Origin of the sequence: Hoeflea sp. EC-HK425 (assembly GCF_902498795.1) — a bacterium.
Lineage (GTDB): Bacteria > Pseudomonadota > Alphaproteobacteria > Rhizobiales > Rhizobiaceae > Hoeflea > Hoeflea alexandrii.
This window is the reverse complement of the sequence record NZ_LR701572.1, coordinates 181,828-204,419: the sequence shown is the minus strand read 5'-3', so window position 1 is coordinate 204,419 and position 22,592 is coordinate 181,828. Positions and strand designations below refer to the sequence as shown.

General features: G+C 62.7%; 19 protein-coding genes and 1 pseudogene. 8 read left to right on the top strand and 12 right to left on the bottom strand.

Annotated elements, in window-relative coordinates; translation table 11 throughout:
• Window positions 1-12: 12 nt before the first annotated feature.
• Window positions 13-858 carry an RNA methyltransferase gene (locus tag SPHINGO391_RS03840; RefSeq protein ID WP_152007588.1) on the bottom strand — a complete coding sequence of 282 codons (846 nt, stop codon included), beginning with the start codon at window positions 856-858 and terminating at the stop codon, window positions 13-15.
• 2 nt (window positions 859-860) lie between these two features.
• Window positions 861-1,256: a hypothetical protein gene (locus SPHINGO391_RS03835; RefSeq protein WP_152007587.1), complete on the bottom strand. Its 396-nt coding sequence runs from the start codon at window positions 1,254-1,256 to the stop codon at window positions 861-863.
• Between the two features lie 113 nt (window positions 1,257-1,369).
• Here SPHINGO391_RS03835 and SPHINGO391_RS03830 point away from each other — a divergent pair, with 113 nt between their 5' ends.
• Entirely contained in the window at window positions 1,370-2,353 is a 984-nt protein-coding gene (locus tag SPHINGO391_RS03830; RefSeq protein WP_244615364.1) for an RluA family pseudouridine synthase, read from the top strand.
• A 165-nt stretch (window positions 2,354-2,518) separates the two neighbouring features.
• Window positions 2,519-3,421 carry an RNA polymerase sigma factor RpoH gene (rpoH, locus tag SPHINGO391_RS03825; RefSeq protein WP_152007585.1) on the top strand — a complete coding sequence of 301 codons (903 nt, stop codon included), beginning with the start codon at window positions 2,519-2,521 and terminating at the stop codon, window positions 3,419-3,421.
• Window positions 3,422-4,506: 1,085 nt separating this feature from the next.
• Here the strand turns inward: rpoH and SPHINGO391_RS03820 are convergent.
• Together SPHINGO391_RS03820 and SPHINGO391_RS03815 are read right to left on the bottom strand one after the other, a co-directional pair.
• A complete protein-coding gene (locus SPHINGO391_RS03820) occupies window positions 4,507-5,286 on the bottom strand; it encodes an ion channel (protein ID WP_152007584.1) in 780 nt (259 codons plus the stop codon).
• An 89-nt stretch (window positions 5,287-5,375) separates the two neighbouring features.
• On the bottom strand, window positions 5,376-6,275 hold the full coding sequence (locus tag SPHINGO391_RS03815; protein WP_152007583.1) for an AraC family transcriptional regulator: 900 nt from the start codon (window positions 6,273-6,275) through the stop codon (window positions 5,376-5,378).
• Window positions 6,276-6,459: 184 nt separating this feature from the next.
• On the opposite strand from SPHINGO391_RS03815, the gene SPHINGO391_RS03810 reads away from it, so the two are divergent.
• Together SPHINGO391_RS03810 and SPHINGO391_RS03805 are read left to right on the top strand one after the other, a co-directional pair.
• Complete coding sequence (locus SPHINGO391_RS03810; RefSeq protein ID WP_152007582.1) at window positions 6,460-6,879, top strand: hypothetical protein; 420 nt, start codon at window positions 6,460-6,462, stop codon at window positions 6,877-6,879.
• Between the two features lie 298 nt (window positions 6,880-7,177).
• Window positions 7,178-8,239: an aminopeptidase gene (locus SPHINGO391_RS03805; RefSeq protein ID WP_152007581.1), complete on the top strand. Its 1,062-nt coding sequence runs from the start codon at window positions 7,178-7,180 to the stop codon at window positions 8,237-8,239.
• A 314-nt stretch (window positions 8,240-8,553) separates the two neighbouring features.
• Here the strand turns inward: SPHINGO391_RS03805 and SPHINGO391_RS03800 are convergent, their stop codons facing one another.
• Window positions 8,554-10,299, bottom strand: a complete 1,746-nt coding sequence (locus SPHINGO391_RS03800; RefSeq protein WP_152007580.1) for a hypothetical protein — start codon at window positions 10,297-10,299, stop codon at window positions 8,554-8,556.
• 54 nt (window positions 10,300-10,353) lie between these two features.
• Window positions 10,354-11,652 carry an adenylosuccinate synthase gene (locus tag SPHINGO391_RS03795; RefSeq protein ID WP_152007579.1) on the bottom strand — a complete coding sequence of 433 codons (1,299 nt, stop codon included), beginning with the start codon at window positions 11,650-11,652 and terminating at the stop codon, window positions 10,354-10,356.
• 261 nt (window positions 11,653-11,913) lie between these two features.
• Between SPHINGO391_RS03795 and SPHINGO391_RS03790 the strand changes: the two genes are divergently transcribed.
• On the top strand, window positions 11,914-12,789 hold the full coding sequence (locus SPHINGO391_RS03790; RefSeq protein ID WP_152007578.1) for a DMT family transporter: 876 nt from the start codon (window positions 11,914-11,916) through the stop codon (window positions 12,787-12,789).
• A gap of 675 nt (window positions 12,790-13,464) precedes the next feature.
• Window positions 13,465-14,310 carry an FRG domain-containing protein gene (locus SPHINGO391_RS03785; RefSeq protein ID WP_152007577.1) on the top strand — a complete coding sequence of 282 codons (846 nt, stop codon included), beginning with the start codon at window positions 13,465-13,467 and terminating at the stop codon, window positions 14,308-14,310.
• A gap of 163 nt (window positions 14,311-14,473) precedes the next feature.
• On the opposite strand, the pseudogene SPHINGO391_RS03780 reads toward SPHINGO391_RS03785, so the two are convergent.
• Together SPHINGO391_RS03780 and SPHINGO391_RS03775 are read right to left on the bottom strand one after the other, a co-directional pair.
• A pseudogene (locus tag SPHINGO391_RS03780) lies at window positions 14,474-14,717 on the bottom strand (phosphoglycerate dehydrogenase); the annotation flags it as partial.
• A 38-nt stretch (window positions 14,718-14,755) separates the two neighbouring features.
• The gene (locus SPHINGO391_RS03775) at window positions 14,756-15,664 is read right to left on the bottom strand and encodes a LysR family transcriptional regulator (protein WP_152007576.1); all 909 of its coding nucleotides are present in this window, start codon (window positions 15,662-15,664) and stop codon (window positions 14,756-14,758) included.
• 98 nt (window positions 15,665-15,762) lie between these two features.
• Here SPHINGO391_RS03775 and SPHINGO391_RS03770 point away from each other — a divergent pair, with 98 nt between their 5' ends.
• Window positions 15,763-16,464: a DUF4386 family protein gene (locus tag SPHINGO391_RS03770; RefSeq protein WP_152007575.1), complete on the top strand. Its 702-nt coding sequence runs from the start codon at window positions 15,763-15,765 to the stop codon at window positions 16,462-16,464.
• A gap of 1 nt (window position 16,465) precedes the next feature.
• Window positions 16,466-17,368 (top strand): NAD-dependent epimerase/dehydratase family protein, encoded by a 903-nt coding sequence (locus tag SPHINGO391_RS03765; RefSeq protein ID WP_152007574.1) that lies wholly within the window; start codon window positions 16,466-16,468, stop codon window positions 17,366-17,368.
• Between the two features lie 105 nt (window positions 17,369-17,473).
• Here the strand turns inward: SPHINGO391_RS03765 and serA are convergent, their stop codons facing one another.
• The 4 genes from serA to SPHINGO391_RS03745 form a co-directional block, all read right to left on the bottom strand.
• Complete coding sequence (gene serA / locus SPHINGO391_RS03760; protein WP_152007573.1) at window positions 17,474-19,069, bottom strand: phosphoglycerate dehydrogenase; 1,596 nt, start codon at window positions 19,067-19,069, stop codon at window positions 17,474-17,476.
• An 87-nt stretch (window positions 19,070-19,156) separates the two neighbouring features.
• Window positions 19,157-20,332 (bottom strand): phosphoserine transaminase, encoded by a 1,176-nt coding sequence (locus SPHINGO391_RS03755; RefSeq protein WP_152007572.1) that lies wholly within the window; start codon window positions 20,330-20,332, stop codon window positions 19,157-19,159.
• A 160-nt stretch (window positions 20,333-20,492) separates the two neighbouring features.
• Entirely contained in the window at window positions 20,493-21,332 is an 840-nt protein-coding gene (locus SPHINGO391_RS03750; RefSeq protein ID WP_244615104.1) for an outer membrane beta-barrel protein, read from the bottom strand.
• Window positions 21,333-21,564: 232 nt separating this feature from the next.
• A complete protein-coding gene (locus SPHINGO391_RS03745) occupies window positions 21,565-22,416 on the bottom strand; it encodes an outer membrane protein (RefSeq protein WP_193217176.1) in 852 nt (283 codons plus the stop codon).
• Window positions 22,417-22,592: the final 176 nt, after the last annotated feature.

Here is a 22,592-nt window from a genome sequence, read left to right as displayed (position 1 = left end):
TGAAGAAGGCTTCTAGGCGCTCGTCCGGCCCATCCGCGTGGCCGCATGCCACAGCGCAATGCCGCTCGCCGTCGCCACGTTGAGGCTGTCCATACCCGGCGCCTGCTCGATCCTGAGCGTCCGGATCCGGCTGACAAGGTCTGCGGGCAGTCCCTCCCCTTCCGTTCCGGCAAGCAAGGCCAGCCGTCGGCCCGGCTCAAAGCTGCTCAGCGCCCCGGTTCCGCGCGGCGACAGCCCGGCAACTTCGAAACCGTGCGCGGAGAGCGCCGACACCATCTCCCCGATCGAACCGGCCCGGCAGAACGGAACCCTGAGCGCCGCCCCGACCGAAACCCGGATCGCCTTGCGGTAGAGCGGATCGCAGCAGGAGCTATCCAGCACCACGCCGTCAGCGCCAAACACCCCGGCATTGCGGAAGATACCGCCGATATTGTCATGATTGGCAATGCCGCAGGCAGCCACCAGCAAAGCCTTTTCCGGCAGGCCCGACAGGAATTCCTCGAACGAGCTTGCCGGCAGATGCCGCCCGACAGCCAGGATGCCGCGATGCATGGCAAAGCCGACGGCGGCATCGAGCACCTCGCGGCCCGCAACATAGACCGGGCATGCGGGATCGATCCGGCCGAGAACGTCGCCAAGCCCGTCGACGCGGTTTTCAAGGATCAGCGCCTTCTCGAGCACGAACCGCCTGGACCCGGCCTCGGCATCCATGAGCGCCTGCAGCACCACCCGGCCTTCGGCGATGAAGCGGTCGCCGCGCCCGGCCAGGTCACGGTCGCGCATCGCGGTGAACTCGGCAATGCGCGGATCCAACGGATCCTCGATCCTGATCAGCCGGGCCGGGCTTTCGGAATGCATGATCAGCGGGTGATCACGACGATGTCGCTGACAATCCGCCCGACCGCAATGTCGTGAACGATAACGCGCCGCGAACCGTCGGCGGCCCGGCCGAAAAAGCCGATCCGGTTGCCGTCGAGCGACACGCTTTCGACGACGAACCCGGCCGGCAGCGCCGCCACGCCCTCCACCGGCGCATCGGAGGGAACGCTGCCTGCCGAGCCTGCCACCTGCGCGGTACCCGCCGCCGGGTCGTCGGCCTGCGTGAATTTATAGACAATCGCGCCCAGCACGGTCATAAGACCGATGAACATGATGCCGATCGACACGGCCAGCAGCCGGACCATCTTGCGCCGGACTTTTTCCATCTCTGGATCAAGCGGCTTCTCGTCGAGATCGTCCTCGTTGATTTTCGACATTTCCATTCCTTGCCGGGCGGACCCTGATAGTGAAGAACGCGACATCGTTTACCGAAGCCGACAGCGATAGGGAAGCCCAAGATGCCGATCAGGGCCAGCCGGGCGCCCAGACCCTGGTCGCCGGCGAAGATGCCGAGGGCCGGCTCGATGCCTGGCTCGCAGCCGAACTCGAGCCGGACCTGTCGCGCAGCCGCATCAAGGCGCTGATCGAGGCGGGGGCTGTGACCGTCAACGGCGTGACTGCCAGGCAGGCCAAGCACAAGATCCATCCCGGAGACCGGGTCGAACTCGAGATGCCCGAACCGGAAGATCCCGATCCCGTCGGCGAGGACATTCCGCTCGAAATCCTTTATGAGGACGACGACCTCATCGTCATCAACAAGCAGGCGGGGCTGGTGGTCCATCCCGGCGCCGGCAACTGGACCGGAACGCTGGTCAATGCGCTGATCCATCATTGCGGCGACAGCCTTTCGGGCATCGGCGGCGTACGCAGGCCCGGCATCGTCCACCGGCTCGACCGCGACACCACCGGGGTGATGGTGGTGGCCAAGAACGATCTCGCCCACCGCCACCTGGCCGAGCAGTTTGCCGACCACGGGCTGACAGGGCCGCTCGAACGCGCCTACCAGGCCATCGTCTGGGGCAAGCCGCAGGGGCTCAAGGGCACCATCAATGCCAGCCTCGGCCGCGCTCGGGACCGCATCCGACGCGCCGTGCGCACCGACCACGGCGACGATGTCCGCCACGCGGTCACCCACTATCTGGTCTGCGAGCGTTACGAGGAAAAACCCGACGGCACCTGCGCGGCGACGCTGGTGGAATGCCGGCTCGAGACCGGCCGCACCCACCAGATCCGCGTCCACATGGCCCATATCGGCCATCCGCTGATCGGCGACCTCGACTATGGCGGTGCCTTCCGCACCAAGGCCAACCGGCTGCCCGAGGAAGTCCGCAACGTCGTCAACGCCTTCCCGCGCCAGGCGCTGCATGCCTTCCTGCTGGTGTTCGAACACCCGACCAGCGGCGAAACCCTGCGTTTCGAGGCCCCGCTTCCCGCCGACATGGAAGCCTTGCGTGCGAGCCTTGCAAGCCTCTGAGAGCGGTCGCCCGCCTCGGATCACATCACCGTGATACCGGTTGCACCTTGAACCCGGCTTTCGCCACAATTAAATGCCATGTCAGGGCAGTTCGGGTGCGATGTTCGGTCCGAACCTGCCGGCTTGCCGCAAGGAAGCCGAAAATCGGGATAAGGGGGTGCTGTCATGGCCCAAGTCAAATTGCCGTCCATTTCCGCGGGCGAAAACGGTCTCAATCGCTATCTTGCCGAAATCCGCAAGTTCCCGATGCTGGAACCGCAGGAAGAATACATGCTGGCCAAGCGTTTCCTCGAGCACGAGGACACCAAGGCCGCCCACAAGCTCGTCACCAGCCATCTGCGCCTGGTCGCCAAGATCGCCATGGGCTATCGCGGCTACGGCCTGCCGATCGGGGAAGTGATCTCCGAGGGCAATGTCGGGCTGATGCAGGCTGTCAAGAAATTCGATCCGGAGCGCGGCTTCCGGCTGGCGACCTACGCCATGTGGTGGATCAAGGCCTCGATCCAGGAATACATCCTCAGGTCCTGGTCGCTCGTCAAGATGGGCACCACCGCCAACCAGAAGCGGCTGTTCTTCAACCTGCGCAAGGTCAAGAGCCGCATCCAGGCCGTCGAGGACGGAGACCTCAGGCCCGACCAGGTGGCCGAGATCGCGACCAAGCTTAACGTCAGCGAGGAGGAGGTCATCTCGATGAACCGCCGCCTCTCCGGCGATGCCTCGCTCAACTCGCCGATCCGCGCCAGCGAGGGCGAGTCCGGCCAGTGGCAGGACTGGCTGGTCGATGAATCCGACAGCCAGGAAGACATGCTGGTCGAGCAGGATGAGCTCGAAACCCGCCGCGCCATGCTCAAGAGCGCGCTCGGCGTACTCAACGAGCGCGAAAAGCGCATCTTCGAGGCCCGCCGCCTGCGCGACGACCCGATCACGCTGGAGGATCTCTCCACCGAGTTCGACATTTCCCGCGAGCGCGTCCGCCAGATCGAGGTCCGGGCTTTCGAGAAGGTCCAGGACGCCGTCCAGAAGGCTGCCGCCGCCCGCGAAAAGGCGCTGGTCACCGTCGAGGACTGAGGCTCGCTGCATGGCGAAACATTCAAGACCCCGGACGCGGAGACGCTTTCGGGGTTTTTTGTGTGTGCTCCAAAGTCGTCGTCCCTTCCACTGCCCCCTCACCAACAAAATCTGCGACTTATCTGCGCTAAGACGGCGATTTTGTATCCTCTCCCACGAGGGGCGAGGAGAGGGACACGCGCTGTCTGCGATCCTCCCTCTCCCCTTCGTGGGAGAGGAAGTAATTTCAGCATCTTAGCGCAAGCTAAGTGCTAGAAATTGCAGGTGAGGGGGTTGGCGCCCTTCCCTGCCCCTCCATCCCACGGCAAAATCCCGCGCGCGAAAAACTTCGCCGGCGGCATGGGAGCAGTCTCGGTTTCCGGAACTTGTCCGGACTCGTGGGGCGCGGGCAACGGCCCGTGGTGGTTGGAAGAATGTGGCTTGGCGCGTTCACCCGCGCCCCACCGGCAAGGGATGCCCGCGCCTTCCGGGCGCGAGGCCGGCCCTCCTTCCCGCAAAGCATCCCGCAAGCCCTGGGCGGTCTCGTCACGTTCGGCCCTTCGGGGACCGAACCCGCCCTCTCCCACCCGCGCCGCGGAAAAACTCCACCCGGCGCGGCAGGGACGTGTCAGGCCAGCGTCGGGGGTGACGCCGCATCGGCCCGGGGGCCCGGCCGGCCCTCAAAACCATGCGGATCGGACGCCGCCGGCTGCACTCCAATCCAGAAGGCAACCGGTTCCGGCCATTCGCGCGAAACGCCCTTGCGTCCATCCACCCCGATGGAACAGGCGCCCGCGCTGGCCGGGGCAAAGCTTCGCAAGCTTCCGGCCCGCAGGTACGGCTCCCGCCAACCGGAACTCACCGCCTCCCGCCGGCCCGGGCTCCGTGGGCCCCGGCCATCCGTTCAGGACGGAAGGCACGACAAGTGTGGCACGGGGCGGGAGGGTGTGGAAAAAATCTCCGGTTTCGCCCGGAACGTTCGGGCCGAGAGGCGACAACGGGCGAACAGCCGATATCCTTGCAATAGGCTTGATAGCCCATCGCGGGAAAAGAGCGGACCGTCACATCCCATGCAGCGGCGCTCAGGACCGGGGCATGCAGACCCCTCACATCCCGGTTTCGCCTTCCGTCTCGATCTTCAGCGGCTCACCGCAATGCTTGCAGTGGATCGCATCCGGTTCGTGCCGGTTCAGGCCGCATTCCGGGCAATCATACTTGACCTTGGACGGCTGGAAGATCGCACGCGCCAGCTGCACGAAAAGCGCCACGCCCACGACCATGATGAACACCGACAACAGCTTGCCGCCCGGCGTTGTCATGGTGATGTCGCCGAAGCCCGTCGTCGTCAGCGTCGCCACGGTGAAATAGAGCGCATCGATATAGCCCGCGACACCGGCCTGCTCGTCGAAAGCCAGAACGAAAACCAGCGACGTGATCACGAAGATGAAGACGAACAGGTTGACCGCGGCGAGGACCGCGTCCTCGTGACGGCGAAAGAACAGGCTCTCGCGCCTGAGGTCTCGCAGCAGATGATAGGCGTGGATCAGGCGCAAGCCGCGCAGCACCCGCAGGAAAGCCAGATTCTCGGCAAGCAGCGGTCCGAGCAGCAGCGACGCGACCACGACGAGATCCGCAAGCGTGTAGATCCGCGCAAGCTCCCGCCGCCGGTTGTCCGATATCCAGAACCGGGCCGCGAGGTCCAGGAGAATGAGCACGCCGAGACCGGCGTTCACCGCCATCATCATAGGCGTCATTGGCAATGCAGCGGTTGCGATGAAATAGGCGATCGTCAGCGCGTCGAAGACGACGAGCCCGTAGCGAAACCGCCGCGCGCCCTGGCTTCGGCCGGTGTAGAGCAACCTGATCGTTCTGTGCAATTCTTCCATGTTTTCAACATGCCACACCTTGCCGGCGGGAACCAAGTGCCGGAAACCGGCATGGGTGCGGACAAGTCCGGAGCCAAACTCGCACCTTTCTAGTGTTTACTCAGGCTTGCTGGCTCCGCAGCCTTTCGCAGACGCGGCGGATGACCGAACTCGCGCGAAAATTCGCGGCTGAACTGCGTCGCGCTCTGATAACCGACGTCGAGAGCGACGTCGGTCACGGTCTTGTTTCCTCGCTCCAGCAATCGGCGCGCTTCGAGGATACGAAGGATTTTCTGGTATTGAAGCGGCGAATGTCCCGTCACGGTCTTGAACTGTTGATGGAAGGCCGAAAGGCTCATGGCTGATAATGCTGCAAGCTCACTGACAACCAAACGCTCGCGGTAATGGTCCTGAATGTGGCGGACTGCGTGGGCGATGCGCCCGGCGTAGCCATCGAAACGCAGTACCTCTCGGAGCATCCCGCCATGATGCGACTGCAGCAGTCGAAAAACGATCTCGCGATGTATCAGGGGCCCCAACACCTTCGCTTCGAGCGAACGCTTGCGAATGGCCAGCAATCGTTGCATCGCCTCAATCAGCGCTTCATCCGCCTCTCCAGCGTCGATGCAGCTTGTCGTTGAGGCTGGCGCAAGCTCATGCGCGACTTCCACGTAAAGACTTTGGATCGCGGCAATATCGAGCCGCGTCACCAGAGCCAGGTAAGGGTGCTGTTGTGTCCCCTCCACGACCCTGGTCGTCACCGGGACGTCGTGGCTGACGATCAAGGCGCTGCCAGGCCGCATCTCGATGCGTCTCGGTCCGATGACAATTTCCTTGCGGCCCTGCAGCACAAGGCAAAACAGGGGTTCATAGACCTGCCTATCCACACTGTCGGATGCCTGATCGCACACGATTGCAAGGTTGAGCCCCTGGATCAGATTGATCGACGATCCGGGATCAAGTTCCGAAAGCGCACGGTAAGTATCTGATATTAAGTGATCCAGAGACATGGCAGTGGGTTCCTTAGCGCCGTCTGATCATATGAGAGCAATTGCTCTGGTTCTACAGAAATCCTCAAGCATGGAGAATCGGGCAGAACATCAGGATAAATAGGCATGCTCCCGGTGATGGCGATCTTGTACAACAATCGTATTCGCCTTTCCCGTTACTTTTTCCCGCACGTGAGAGCCCGCCATGCAAAAGCTGACCGATTTGAAATTCCTGTTCCTGGCGGTTGCCATACTGGAGTTCTTCTATTTCGCCGCCGCAATGATGCCGCCGTCCATCATCCCCGTGCTGACGGGCTGGAACTTGAGCCCGGACGGACATTGGATTGTAAAGATCACGGGACTTGCTCTCGGCACCATGGGATACTTTGCATGGATATTCCGGCACGACCCGCATCTCGGTGTCGCGAAAGGCCTGGCTTTTTATCAGATGGCGAGTGCGACGGCGGACTGGGTCATGTGGCTGGTGATGCGAGACCAGGGAATTTTTGACAATGGCCTGGCGCAAACGACGGTGACCGCTGCGATCGTGTCACACTACTTTTTTGGAGTTTGCCTCATCCTGGCAATCAGGAAAAGCCAGGGCGGCGCAAGAGTATCGCAGTAACAGCGGGAGGCACATGGCGCCGATACATTTGTTGCCCGCTTGGCTTGAACGCGCCCGCAGCCCGGCTTTGACGCCGCAACGAAACCGGCAATGGCGGGCTGCATCCCTCCCTTGGGTGACAATGCTGAATGGCCGCTGAGCGCCCAAAGCGCCAGCGGCCCGCCGCACCATCCTGAACTGACCGAGGCCCGCCCGGCCACTTGCCCAAACCCGCCCGCCGCTTTACCAATGACCCGTCACCGCCAGCCTCTCGCGCCACCGGCGCCGGGGGGCATGAAAACAACCCGCCGGGCATACCGTGAAGCGCAGCCTCTTACTCCCCCTGCTCCTGACCGCCCTTGCGCTGGCCCTCTCCGGCTGCATCGGGCCCGGCTATTATGCAGAATCGCTCAACGGGCATCTCAATCTCATGGCGGCGCGCAAGGATGTGGCGCGGCTGATTGCCGATCCGGCGACGCCCGGCGCCCTGCGCGGACGGATGCAGACGGCAAGCGCGATCAGGCAGTTCGCCAGCGACGAGCTCGATCTGCCCGACAATGCGAGCTACCGCTCCTATGTCGATCTCGGCCGGGACTATGTCACCATCGCGGTGTTCGCGGCGCCCGAATTCGCGTTGGCGCCTCTGGTCAAGTGCTTTCCGGTGTTCGGCTGCGTGCCCTACCAGGCCTTCTTCTCGCTCGACACCGCGCGCAAGACCGCCTCAGGGCTCCGCGAGGACGGCCTTGATGTGCATGTCTCGGGCGTCACCGCCTATTCGACGCTGGGCTTTACCGCCGACCCGCTGCTCTCCACCATGTTCCGCGATGACGACGCCTACCTGGCGGCGCTGATCTTTCACGAGCTCGCCCATCAGCGCCTCTACGTGAAGGACGACAGCGCCTTCAACGAGGCCTTCGCCGTGGCCGTGGAAACCAGCGGCGTGCGCAGATGGCTGCGCGCGGCGGACGATGGCGAGGGCTTGCGCCGCTACGAGGCCGCCCGCGCGCGCAATGCCGATTTCCTTTCCCTGATCGCGCAAGCGCGCGAGGAGCTGCACGCGGTCTATGGCGGCCCGGGCACCGCTTCCGAAAAACGCGCAGGCAAGCAAGCCGCGATCGAGCGGCTGCGCCAGCGCCACCGGCAGATGCGGGACACGCGCTGGGGCGGTTATGACGGCTATGATGCCTGGTTCGAGGCGCCGATCAACAACGCCAAGCTCGCCGCCACCTCGGTCTACAACGACCTGGTGCCGGCCTTCCTGCGCCTGTTCGACCTGTGCGGGGGCGACTACCCGCGCTTCTACACGGCAGTGAAGCGGCTGGGCGCGCTCGACAGGTCGGAACGAGCTCAAGCGCTTGAGGCAGCAAAGGCGTGTGAGTGACGGGCAAGCAGGCGGTCAAGCAGCGTGCGAGCCAGGCTCTGAAAGCCCCTTCCCCAAATCCCTCGTCACAAAACAGGAGGAGCTTGACCCGGCCTCGCCAGCTTGCCCGATTTCGGACGTTCAACCTGCAAAGATGTAAGCGTTGGGGGCACGGGATCAGCGGCACACCCGGCCCCTCCCTCTTGTGTGGAGGGGTCTAGATCCACGTTTGGACCCGGCCGGTTATCCGGATCTGCAAATTGCAGTGTCCTTGGAGATCGATCGGCAGCCCTCCGATCTCCCCGCAAACGGGGAGACCGGCGGCAGCGCTACCCTCAGTTCTGCGGTTCGGCGCGCGCCCAGGCGTCGAGCGCCTGGTTGAACACCTCGGTGCCCGAAGTGCCCTTTTCCAGCGTGATCAGCGCCTGGCGGCCATTGGCGTAGACCACCGGGATGTCGATCCAGCTGCGGTCGCGCAAGAGCTCCACATTGGTGCTCCGGGCTTCCTCGAGATCGTTGAGCGCCACCATGTAGAAATCCTGGGTGATCTTGGCCGGCACCGCGATCAGCGGCGTGCCCTGGTCGGCCTCGGTCTGCTTCAGCGCGATACGCTGCAGCTGGTCGATCGAGCCGCCGTCGAACTCCGCCGGCAGGGCGAAGACGATTTCGACCAGGTGGCTGGCGGGCAGCGACGGATCGGTGTTGCGCTTGATCGTCAAGAGCGCGGAAAGCCCCTTTTCCGGATTGTTGATCTCGCCGCGGATCACCTGCTCGTCAGGCCCGTCGCCCGACGGCTCGCTGACCAGGGTCCAGACCACGGTGCCCGGCTTGACCTCGAGCTGCTGCTGGCCGAGACGCTCCTCGTAAAGGATCATCTTCTGCTGAACGCCGAGCGGCTGGGCATCGGGCGCGGTGGCGTCTTCCGGTGCCACGGCCGCATCGGCGGTGGCGGCCTCGGCAACGCCTTCATCTGCAGGCGCCGGATCGGTCAGCTCGGCCACCGAGCGGCCCTCGACGGCATCGCTGCCGGCCGGGCCGGGCGCGGGACCGGCATCGGTTTCGCTACCGTCCGGGTTGAGCCGCTGGGTGAACTTGCCGTCCTCCGCGGGAACCGCCTCTTCGGTCAGCGCGGTTTCGACCGGCGCCGTCTCCTGCGCCGGTGCGGGAGTCTCGGCCGCGGTTTCCTCGGCCGCAGGCTCGGCATCCTCGCTGGCAACCGGCGTCTCCGCCGTGGTCGAGCCGAACAGCGCCAGAACCGTGTCCTTGTAGAGGAAGCCGCCGGCGGCAACCGCGGCTGCGAAGATCACGATGAGAAGGATCGCCAGCAGGCTGCCCCCCCTGCCGGACTTGCCGCTCGCGCGTCCGGCCGAGGCAGGCGCGTCGCGCCGCGGGGAATCATCGAGTCCGAACACCTCGTCATGCGCCTCGTCGACCAGGTCCGCCGGGCGGCGGGCAGGTTCCGGCGCGGGCACATAGGCTGGCTCGGGCGTATAGGCTGGCTCGCGCGCATAGACCGGTTCCGGTTCCGGCGGCGGGCCGGGCTCAAGCTCCGGATAGGGCTCGTTCAGCGGATCATAGGCCGGCGCATCCTCATAGGACCGCGAAGGCTCCGCCCGGTCGGGATAGATCTCGTCTTCGGGCTCGTGCACCGGCGGCGCGACAGGCTCCGGTTCCGGCGCGACAGGCTCCGGTTCCGGCGCGACCGGCGGTGGCGGTGGCGGTGGCGCGACCGGCTGCGGCGCAGGCTTCGGTTCGGGTTTCGGCGCAGGTGCTGGCTTGGGTTCGGGCTCGGTGACGACGGGGCTTTTCTCCACCATCGATTCAAGCTCGGCCATCAGCGCGTCGGCTTCGTTCTCGTCGGCGGGCAGCGCCTCGGCGTGCTCGCTTTCGACCTCGTCGATGGCCGCACCGAGCTTGTCGAGCTGGCGGGCGATCACCTCGTCCGATGGCGGCGGGTTGATCGCTTCCAGCTGGCGGCGGATGGCGGCCCGCGCCTTGTCATAGACCTTGGCCCGGTTCTCCGGCGTATTGCTGGGCAGGCTATCGACCGCCTTCCGGATGACTGCTACAAAATCCGCCATGCTCTACCCTGGTTTGATCTCACAAAGCGCTCCAAATCACGCGAGTGCGCTAACCTAGTCTTCAAACGGGTCCGTCACAAGTATGGTGTCGTCCCGCTCGGGACTTGTGGACAGAAGCGCCACCGGCGCACCGATCAGCTCCTCGATGCGGCGGACATACTTGATCGCCTGCGCCGGCAGGTCGGCCCAGCTGCGCGCGCCGACGGTGGTGCCCTTCCAGCCCTCGATGGTCTCGTAGACCGGGGTGACGCGGGCCTGCGCGCCCTGGCTGGCCGGCAGGTGATCGATCTGCGTGCCGTCAAGCTCGTATCCGACGCAGATTTTCAGCTCTTCGAGGCCATCAAGCACGTCGAGCTTGGTCAGCGCGATGCCGGTGATGCCGTTGACGGCGACTGACTGCCTGACCAGCGCCGCGTCGAACCAGCCACAGCGGCGCTTGCGGCCGGTCACCGTGCCGAATTCATGGCCGCGCTCGCCCAGGAACTGCCCGGTCTCGTCGTGAAGCTCGGTCGGGAACGGCCCCTCGCCCACCCGCGTGGTGTAGGCCTTGGTGATGCCCAGCACATAGCTCAGCGACCCCGGGCCCATGCCCGAGCCCGCCGCCGCCTGGCCGGAAATCGTGTTCGAGGAGGTGACGAAAGGATAGGTGCCGTGGTCGACATCGAGCAGCGTGCCCTGCGCGCCCTCGAACAGGATGCGGGCCCCGGCGCGGCGCTTCTTGTCGAGCAGCAGCCACACGGTCTCGCGGAACGGCAGGATGCGGCTTGCCACCGAGGTCAGCTCCTCGAGGATGGTCTCGACCGAGAATTCCGGCTGGCCCAGCCCGCGGCGCAGCGCGTTGTGATGGGTGAGCAGACGGTCGACCTTGGCCGGCAGCGTCTCGAGATTGGCGAGGTCCATCACCCGGATGGCGCGGCGGCCGACCTTGTCCTCGTAGGCAGGCCCGATGCCGCGCCGCGTGGTGCCGATCTTGGTGCCGGAATTGGACGCCGCATCCTCGCGCAGCGCGTCGAGCTCGCGGTGCAGCGACAGGATCAGCGTGGCGTTGTCGGCAATACGGAGGTTCTCGCCGTCGATGACGACGCCCTGTTCGGCCAGCCGGTCAATCTCGCTCACCAGCGCATGCGGATCGATCACCACGCCATTGCCGATGACGGCGAGCTTGCCCGGACGCACCACGCCCGAGGGCAGCAGCGAGAGCTTGTAGACCTTGCCGTCGATGACCAGCGTGTGGCCGGCATTGTGGCCGCCCTGGAAGCGGACCACCACGTCGGCGCGCTCCGACAGCCAGTCGACGATCTTGCCCTTACCCTCGTCACCCCATTGCGACCCGACGACAACCACGTTGGCCATGAAAACCCCTTGGAAAATGGCCTCTCGCACGAGGCCCGGAAAACAAAACCCGCGCATGCATACAGAACTGGGCCGGCAAAATCGACCCTTGGACACACAGTTCAGGCTTTTTTGCGTGACAATTTCCCCGCATCCCGGCAATCAGGGGCGGCGGCATTCCACAACCCGTCCTTTTTGCCGCGCAATCGGCTGCGAGCCGGCCGGTTCCGGCCCTGAAACCGGTCGTGGCAGCCCCTGCCCGGCAAACCCGAAAGAGCCATCTTGATCCTGCGCGCCTACCTGTTCCTGATCATCACGGCCTTGTCCTGGGGCGGCAACGCGGTGGCGGGCAAGATGGCCGTCGGCCACATCTCGCCGATGCTGCTGACCTCGGTGCGCTGGGGGCTGGCGCTGACGATCCTGCTCGCGTTCACGCTGCCGCAGGTGCGCCGCGACATCAAGGTGATCCGCGCCAACCTGCCCCTGCTTGTCGGTTACGGCGCGGTCGGCTTCACTTCGTTCAACATCCTGCTCTACTCGGCGCTGGAATACACCACGGCGATCAACGTCGCCATCGAGCAGGCGGGCATGCCGATGGTGATCTTTCTCGCCAATTTCATCCTGTTCCGCATCCGCGTGACCCCGGCCCAGATCGTGGGCTTCATGCTCACGCTCGCGGGCGTCGCCATCACCGCCTCGAGCGGCAGCCTGACGCGCCTGATCGGGCTCGAGCTCAACCGCGGCGACGCGCTGATGCTGCTCGCGGTGCTGTGCTATGGCGGCTACACCGTGGCGCTGCGCTACAAGCCGCAGCTGCACTGGCAGTCGATGATCACGGTGATGGCGGCCTCGGCCTTCCTCACCTCGCTGCCGTTCTCAGCCTCCGAGGTCATGCGCGAGACGGTGATCTGGCCCGACACCACCGGCTGGCTGGTCGCAGCCTTTACCGCGATCTTCCCCTCGCTCGTCGCCCAGGTGCTGTTCATCAGGGGCAACGAGATCATCGGCTCCAACCGCGCCGGCATCTTCATCAACCTGGTGCCGATCTTCGGCACGCTGCTCTCGGTGATGATCCTCGGCGAGATGCTGCATCTGTATCACGTCGTCGCGCTGGGCCTGGTGCTGGGCGGGATCTGGCTGTCGGAGCGGGGGAAGTGAGTGGGGTGGGTGCAGATTTCCCTACATATTGGCAATCCAAATGTTCAGAGAACAAATCCATATTAACGATGCTCCGCATCAATTAGGAGGTACGATCCATGAAATGCGCTATAGGAGTACTTGCCTTAACGTTGCTTACATCGTCGGCACATGCGACCCCATGCGAGGTAGCCAACATCTTGTTCGGGCCAATTAAGTTCGACATCATCAAATACGATGGATACGAGACGGCCGTAGTTCGGTCTGCCACCTTTGACGATCCTAGTAAAAACTTCAGAGCGATACTGGGAGAAATCACCGTAGACAGAGGGTCATTTGCGGTTCGGAACACTGAACATGTCGTTGTCGGCGCGATATCTCCCGAACTTCGAATTGAGAGTTTGGATGACACTTGTGACAAATCCGCTGTCATCGAATTCGTAAAAGCAAAGAGAAACACCTATATAATTTTGAATGGCGACACTCCAGTCGGCACTATGGAGGGTAGATTTCCGATTAATAGCTTTGGAGTAGATTAATCAAAAAAACTCCAAACTCAGTACATTTTATAGAATCGATCACATTTTCATTTCCACTATGATCTGATGATGTTATATTTTCTATTCAAACGAAATTCGTCATACCAACAAACGAGATGCTATAACGATAAACCTATAATTGGGGAACCTTCTTGCTATGCCAAAAAATACACTAGAAGCTGGAAGTGTGACTACGTATCTTGAGAAGGTTTTTGAGCTTCGCAAAATGACGGGGGGGGCTCGATGCTATAGAGGTGAATCTGACGCAACTTGGCAATTAAAACCGTCCATCTTGCGGGGCGTGCGCTCCGATGCAGAAAGCCATATTTTTAGCGAGCTGATGCTTGAAGCGCCGACCGAGTTCAGCAACGATAGGATGATGTTCGATAAGCTGGTGCGTGCCCAACACTACGGCTTACCGACACGTCTATTAGACGTATCCCTAAACCCACTAGTCGGACTATACTTCGCTTGCAACGAGAAGCAACACCATGACAAGGACGGCACAGTCAGAATATTCAGTTTTATTGACAAGCGCGTAAAGTTTGCTGATAGCGACACGATAAGCTTGATTTGCAATCTCGCACGTCTTTCGGATGCTGAGCGTAGCGAAATTTCAAAGGCCAAAATACGACATAATGATGACGTTGAAGCATTCCGCAGTATCCCTGCCATTGAGCGGCTATTGCAATTCGTAAGAGTGGAAAAACCATACTTCGTCAACCTAATCGAACCGAGTGACCTTTTCCGGTACTTTTTTGTCCACCCGGTCAAGAATAACCGTCGCGTCATAGCTCAGTCGGGGGCTTTCATTGCCGCCGGACTACTCAAGTACAAGTCACCTTCCAGTTCTGTGAGTTACAAACTCAATACAATCAAAATAAAATCTACAGAAAAGGGTAAAATTCTTAATGAGCTTGATTTAATAAACATAAACTCAAGGACGATGTTCACGGAAGTCGAATTCGTATCAAAATACATTAAGAACAAATGGACTTTATAGATATTATATATTTCAATGATAATAAATAATGATATTGAAATATGCCGCCAAATACAGTAACGTGGAGTTTAAACGCAAGACGAATTATCCCTACTTCTTACTATTCCCCCCTAAACCCTCAGGCTCCGGGAGGCGGCCAATTCATTCATGCATTCGCGTCGTCTCAGTCCACGTTGAACACCAGCGGCTTCGCCTGCTTGATGGCGTGGTGAGCGGTGAGCTTGGCGAGCACGTCCTGGCTGACCAGTTCGTCGACAGAAAGCAGCGCGATGGCGTTGCCGCTTTCCTTTTCGCGGCCGAGCTGGAAGTTGGCGATGTTGACGCCGGCGTCGCCGAGCGTCGAGCCCATGAAGCCGATCATGCCGGGCACTGTTGGCGATGTAGATCATGTGCTGGCCGACTTCCGCGTTCCTTCTCGCGGTCAGCAGGGCTTCGCCGCCACCCCTCACCCCATCTGTGCCTTCAGCTCGGCGCTCAGGTGCGTGGCGATGTGGTCGTAGGCGCGGCGGACGCGGGTGCTGGTCTTGAGTTCGCTGTGGCAGGTCAGCCAGACCGGGAGCGTGAAGCTGGGTGTATCGGGCAGCACCCGCACGAGATCGGGCCGCGAGCGGCCCTGGAGGAGCTGCGCGACGCCGATGCCGCAGCCGGCGGTGAGCAGCTGCCAGGCGGTGAAACGGTCGTCGCAGCGGTAGCGCAGGCTTTCCCGGTCGGTATCGAGGCCGAGCGTTTGCAGCCCCTTCAGCACCTGGCCGTCGGCGTCGCCGCCGATCAGGTCGTGAGCGGCGAGATCGGCGACTGATGCGGGCGTTCCGCGCCGGTCGAGATAGGCGCGCGTGGCATAGAGCCCGAAGCCCAGCTCGCCGAGCTTGCGGGCGATCAGGTTGGACTGGGTGGGCCGGAACATGCGAACCGCGATATCGGCTTCGCGCAGCAGCAAATTGGCCTCGGCGTCGCTCGGGACCAGTTCGAAATCGATCTCCGGCTCTTCCCTGGCAAGCCGCTCCATCACTCTTGGCAGCAGGAACCCCGACACGCCTTTTGAGGCGGTGATGCGCACGGTGCCGACGATCGCCTGGTCGCGCCCCGCCGCGACCGAGGCGAAGCGGTGCGCCGCCTTCGTCAGATCGGCCGCATGCGCAAAGAGCGCAACCCCGGTCTCGGTCAGCGACAGCCCGTCGCCGCGCCGCACGAATAGGGTGACGCCGAGCTCGGCCTCGAGCGTCGAGATGTGACGGCTCAGGGTGGCGGGACTGCCGCCGAGCGCCTTCACGGTTGCGGCCAGCGACCCGTGTTCGGCCACCTGTGCAAAGGACTGGATCAGCTGCAGTTTCGGCAGGCGCTCGTGTCTTTTCATTTCAAAAATGGAAGTCTCTGTTCCGATATCCGCGATATCGTTCTGATTTTGATACTGCTAGCAAGGATCAGATGCAATTGATTTGATCGGAGCATGCCATGACGACTTCCAGGTCCCTGTTCATTGTCGGCGGTCTCGTCGTCGCCGAAGCTGCACTTCTGTTCGTGCCGCTCGCCATTCTCGGCGCGGCGATCAGCTGGCCCGACAGCCTCGATTTCGCCCCGTCCGAGGCGCTGCCGCTGATCTTCGATCAGATCGGCCAGGTGCGGCTCGGCTACGGCATCTACCTCGTCTATTCGCTCGCCTGGGCCCTGATCGGCCCGGCGATCGCCTGGATGGCGCTTGGCAGGAACAGGCAGATGGGGCCGCTGTTTGTCACCGCGGTCGCCCTGATCTGCGTCTCGGCGCTGGCGCGCGCGATCGGCATCATCCGCTGGCTCACCGCCTCGACGCTGCTGGCCGAAAGCTATGGCGCGGCAACGCCCGAGCTGCGCCAGACGATCGACGTGATCCAGTCCGCGGTCAATGCCTGGGGCGGCGCCATCGGCGAGATCCTCGGCGTCTCGCTGTTCACCGTCGGCTGGCTGATCGCCGTCTCGCTGATCATCCTGCGCAATGACGGGCTGCCGAAAATCCTCGGCTGGGCCGGCCTGATCGTCGCGCCGGTGCTGGCCTCGCCGGTGGTCGAGCTGTTCGGCATGGAGGCCAGCATTGCCCTCTCGACGACATCGATCCATCTCTGGCTTTTCGCCACCGGTTTCACCATGATCGGCATGGCTCTGTTCGGAAAGGGACACTGACATGGGATATCATGCGGTTCTTGGCGGCGATGGCGCCATCGGCGGCGCCACGCTTCAGGCGATCAAGGCAAGGGGGCTCGACGGCAAGGCGCTGACACGCGCCGACGCCAACGCCATGAAGGCCGATGAGCTGGTCAGGGTTCTCGACGGTACGGACGTGGTCTACAACTGCGTCGGGCTGCCCTACAATTCCGCGCTCTGGACCACGGGCTTTCCGGCGATCTCCAATGCCCTGGTCACGGCCTGCGAGAAGGTCGGCGCGAAAATCGTCTATTTCGACAATGTCTATCTCTACGGCCCGGCGCCTTTGCCGGTGCCCTTTGATGAGGAGACATCGCGCAACCCGCCGTCGCGAAAGGGCAAGGCCCGCAAGACCGCCGTCGAGATCGTCATGGCCGCCCATCGCGCCGGCCGGGTCAAGGCGACAGTCGGACGTGCGGCGGATTTCTACGGCCCCGGCGCGCTCAACTCACCCTTCTACATCAGCTTCCTCGAAAACATGCTGAAGGGCAGGCCGCCGCAAGTCGCCATGCCGGAAGGCCCGGTTCACACCTATGCCTATACCGGCGACATGGGACGCGGACTGGTCGAACTGGCGCTCGACGAGGGCGCCTGTGGCGAGGAATTCCACTTGCCCGTCGGCCCGGCCGTGAAGGTGTCGGAGATGGCGGCGCTGTTCAACAGGGAGCTCGGCACCGCGCTCAAGGTGACCCATATCCCCGACATCGTCCTGCGCGGCCTGTCCCTGTTCAAGCCGCTGATCCGGGAGGTTCATGAAATGAGCTACCAGTTCAAGACCGACTATATCATGTCGGACGGAAAGTTCCGGCAGCGCTATCCCGAATTTGCTTCGACGTCATACGAAGACGGCGTTGCCGCGATGGTCGCGCATTTCCGGGCATGAGCCTTGTGCCCGTAGTGCCACCCGAAGCATGGCTGGACACAAAACCGCCCCCCGGAACACTTAGTCCCGGGAGGCGGCCTGTCCGGTCCCAGAGTGCCGGCCGTCTCAGTCCACGTTGAACACCAGCGGCTTGGCCTGCTTGATGGCGTGGTGGGCGGTGAGCTTGTCGAGCACGTCCTGGCTGACCAGTTCGTCGACATAGAGAAGGGCGATGGCGTTGCCGCTTTCCTTCTCGCGGCCAAGCTGGAAGTTGGCGATGTTGACGCCGGCGTCGCCCAGCGTCGAGCCCATGAAGCCGATCATGCCCGGCACGTCGGTGTTGGCGATGTAGATCATGTGCTGGCCGACTTCCGCGTCCATGTTGATGCCCTTGATCTGGATGAAGCGCGGCTTGCCGTCGGAGAACACGGTGCCCGCGACCGAACGGGTCTGCCGTTCGGTGGTCACGGTCAGCTTGATGTAGCCGTCATAGACGCCGGTCTTGTCGCGTTTGACCTCGGAGAGCACGATGCCCTTCTCCTTGATCATGATCGGGGCCGAAACCATGTTGACGTCGGCCACCTGGTTGCGGATCAGGCCGGCGAGCAGCGCGGACGTCAGCGCCTTGGTGTTCATGCCCGCGGTGACGCCGTCATAGAGGATCTCGATTTCCTTGATCGGGCTTTCGGTGACCTGGCCGGCAAACGAGCCGAGCACATCGGCAAGCCGGATGAAGGGTTTGAGGATCGGGGCTTCTTCCGCCGTAATAGACGGCATGTTGATGGCGTTGGAAACCGCGCCGCGGACGAGATAGTCCGACATCTGCTCGGCCACCTGCAGCGCCACGTTTTCCTGCGCTTCCGTGGTGGAGGCGCCCAGGTGCGGGGTGCAGACGACGTTGTCGAGGCCAAACAGCGGGCTTTCGGTGGCGGGCTCGGTCTCGAACACGTCGAAGCCGGCGCCGGCGACATGGCCGGATTTGATCGCTTCCGCCAGGGCCGCCTCGTCGACCAGGCCGCCGCGGGCGCAGTTGATGATGCGCACGCCGGGCTTGGTCTTGGCCAGCGCCTCCGCATTGAGGATGCCGCGGGTCTTGTCGGTCATCGGAACATGCAGCGTGATGAAATCGGCGCGTGCCAGGAGCTCATCGAGCTCGACCTTGGTCACGCCCATTTCCTCGGCCCGCTCCTTCGACAGGAACGGATCATAGGCCAGCACATGCATGCCGAGCCCGATGGCCTTCTTGCAGACGATGCCGCCGATATTGCCCGCGCCGATGACGCCAAGCGTCTTGCCGGTGATCTCGACGCCCATGAATTTCGACTTTTCCCACTTGCCGGCCTGGGTCGAGGCGTCGGCGGCGGGCAGCTGGCGGGCGACGGCGAACATCAGCGCAATCGCGTGCTCGGCGGTGGTGATCGAATTGCCGAAGGGCGTGTTCATGACGATGATGCCGCGGCGCGAGGCAGCCGGGATATCGACATTGTCGACGCCGATGCCGGCGCGGCCGATCACCTTGAGATTGTCGGCGGCAGCGATCAGCTTTTCGGTCGCCTTGGTCGCCGAGCGGATCGCCAGGCCGTCATACTGGCCGATGATTTCGAGCAGCTTTTCCTTGTCCTTGCCGAGCTTCGGCATGAAGTCGACTTCGACGCCGCGATCGCGGAAGATCTGGACGGCTGTTTCCGACAGGGCATCGGATACGAGTACGCGAGGTGCCATGATGGCCTCCATTGAGAGTAACTGAAGAAGGGAGTTGGGCAGCCGGACCGCACCGGGGACAGCCGGTGCGGTCACGAGGGCGTTGGATCAGGCGGCCTGCCTGAGCGCGGCCTTTTCCTGGGCGAAGGCCCAGGAAAGCCACGGCATCAGCGCCTCGAGATCGGAAGTCTCGACGGTGGCACCGCACCAGATCCGAAGACCGGCGGGGGCATCGCGATAGGCGCCGATATCGAGCGCCACACCTTCCTTGTCGAGACGCGAGACCAGCGCCTTGGCGAACGCCGCCTGCGCGTCGGCGGGCAGTGCGGTAATCTCTGGGTCGGCAATCACCAGGCATACCGAGGTGTTGGAGCGGGTTTCGTCGACCTTGGCGAGGTTGTCGATCCAGTCGTTGTCAGCCACGAAGCGGTGCAGCACATCGGCGTTCGCATCGGCGCGCGCCATCAGGCCCTTGAGGCCGCCAACGCTCTGAGCCCAGGTAAGCGCGTCGATATAATCCTCGACGCAGAGCATCGACGGCGTGTTGATGGTTTCGCCGACAAAGATGCCCTCGATCAGCTTGCCGCCCTTGGTCATGCGGAAGATCTTCGGCAGCGGCCAGGCAGGAACGTAGCTTTCCAGCCGCTCGACGGCGCGGGGGCTGAGGATCAGCACGCCATGGCCGCCCTCGCCGCCCAGCACCTTCTGCCAGGAGAAGGTAACGACATCGAGCTTGGCGAAATCGAGATGCTGCGCAAACGCCGCGGAAGTTGCGTCGCAGATGGTCAGGCCCTGGCGGTCGGCGGGGATGAAATCGGCATTCGGGACGCGCACGCCCGAGGTGGTGCCGTTCCAGGTGAAGACCACGTCGCGGTCGAAATCGATCGTCGAAAGATCCGGCAGCTCGCCATAGGGCGCGGTGATCTTGCGCACGTCATCGAGCTTGAGCTGCTTGACCACGTCGGTGATCCAGCCTTCGCCGAAGCTCTCCCAGGCCACCATGTCGGTGCCGCGGGCGCCGAGCATCGACCACATCGCCATCTCGACGGCGCCGGTGTCCGAGGCCGGCACGATGCCGATGCGGTAGTCATCGGGCACGCCAAGGACCTCGCGGGTCAGGTCGATAGCCTGTTTGAGTTTGGATTTGCCGATCTTGGCCCGGTGCGAGCGGCCCAGAGCCGCGTCAAGGAGCGCTTCGGGCGTCCAACCGGGACGCTTCGCGCAGGGACCAGAAGAAAAACGGGGATTGGCCGGACGCAGGTCCGGCGTGGGTAGGTTCGTCATAATGGCTATCCTTCCAGATAGTGGCCCCTCGTTGGGGAGGGGTGGCCCACTGACCGGGTTAGTCCCGAGCCGATCCGAAGTCAAGCGGCATTATGCGGCGCACCATATGAAAAAGGGCGGAGATGATCCGCCCTTCTGGATGTCTGTGGAGCCACTGCGCCTACCAGAGCGAGTAGCGCAAACCGACCCGGACCTCGTGCTTGGCAAAGCCCTTGTCGACAACCTGGTAGCCTGCGGCACCGGCTGCGATATTGGTTGAATCGAAAGCCGCCTGGTTGCCGGAACCGATCTTTGAGTACTTGTAGCCCATGTCGAGCTTGATGTTGCGCGAGACATCATAGGAGACGCCGGCCATTAGCGCGTAGGTGAAGCGCCAGCTGTCGGCACCGATGCGGGTTCTGTCGGTGGCGGGGGTAGCGCCACACACATTACCGACAGCCGAGACACAGCTCACGTCATTGTTGTACAGCTCCCAGGCGACCCGGGTCACACCGGCGCCGGCACCTACATAGGGAGTGAAGCCGACAAAGGTGCCCAGATCCACATAGCCGTTCGCCATGAAGCCGTACTGATCAAAACCCTGTGTATCGGCGCTGGCGCATTGCCCGGTCGCCTTGCCGGCGCAGGCGGCTGTCGAACTCGTCGCGCCGGAAAACGTGCCCTTGGTGAAATCGAAGGTCAGGTCGCCACGAAGATAATCCGTGAAATTGTAGCCGACACCCAGGGACCCGGACCAGTCGCTGTCGAGACTTGAGGAATCATACGCTGTGCTTGTGTAGGTGGACGGAGGACCGGCGCTGAACACCGAATAGCTTGTCGCCGGGCCACGGGTCTGGACCGAGTAGCCGAGATCGCCACGGAGATACCAACCCGACCCAATCTCGACCGGCTTGGTCACCGGCAGTTCCTTGGCATAGAGGATCTCATCGAGATCCGCCGCATGGGCAGGTGCTGCAAGCCCCATCAACGTAGCAAGTGCGGTTCCAACAGCAAGTCGCATGAACATAGCCAAAATCCCTTCAATTGATCCGGCCCCGCTCGAATGCGTCCCGAATACGTGTGAAGGTCACTATGGCCACGACTGGTTAAGTCTCGGTTAAGCATGTTTATTAAGCATGTCTGTTAACCGGTTTTCCGGGCCGTGCCGGCATTTCTGCAGGCAACGAAAAACCGCCCGGCTGGAAGGCCGGGCGGTTTGAAGCTGATGGACTACGAACCGGTTGCCTGGAGGCTTACTTGTAGACCGCCGGCATGATCGGTGCAGGCTCGATGTAGACTTCCTGCTCGGCGCAGCCGCCGAAGCCGTAACGAAGACCGCCGCGCACCTCGTGCGAGGAGATGCTCTTGTGGTAGCCTTGGTAGCCCTGGCTGGTCAGGCTCTTGAACATCGCGCCGCTTGCCATGTTGCGGTAACGGTAGCCGACATCGCCCTTCAGGTTGCAGGTGATGTCAACCGAGGCACCCGCCATGAGAGCATAGGTGAAGCGCCATCCCTTTGCGCCGCCGTGGTTGAAGGACGGATCGCAATTGCTGGAGTTGCCGGTCTGGCAGGAGGTGTTGTTGAGGTCGTCCCACTTCACGTGGGTACCACCGACACCGGCACCAGCGTAGAAGGTGAAGCGGCCCTTCTTGTAGAGGTCGACATAGGCGTTTGCCAAAAGACCGAAACCGGAAATGCCGGACAGGTCGGTCGAAGTACAGGCCGTCGCCACACCACAGCTGCCGGTGGTCGAGCCCCGGAACTTGGCCTTGGAGAAGTAATCCAGCGTCACGTCCGTGCGCAGCCGCTGATTGATCTGGTAACCGACACCGCCGCCAATGCTGTAGGATGTGCGAAGCGACGCGGTGGTGAACGGCGCATAGGTGCCCAGGCCGCCCTGCAGGAAGTCGACGCCCCGGAGCTTGTTCCACGAGTAGCCGACGTCGCCGCGCAGGTACCATCCGCCAGACGACTCGACCGGATGTGAAACCGGCGATTCATAGATCGGCGCGTCGATGATCGGGGGAGGCAGCACGTCAGCCGCACCAGCTACGCCTACACCGGCTAGCACCATGGCCGCGCCGGCCAGGAAAATCTTTCTCATGATTGGCTCCATCGTCGAGACATGCGCTGTCGCCGGTTCTGGTGACAACACTCTTGTTGGTTCGTGATGGAGAATGAAGCAGAAAGGTTAAAGCGCGCTTAACCACATCTATTTACCAAGAATCGCCAAAATACAGAAAAAAACGTCCCCACGACAGTTCCCGCAAGAACTGTCGC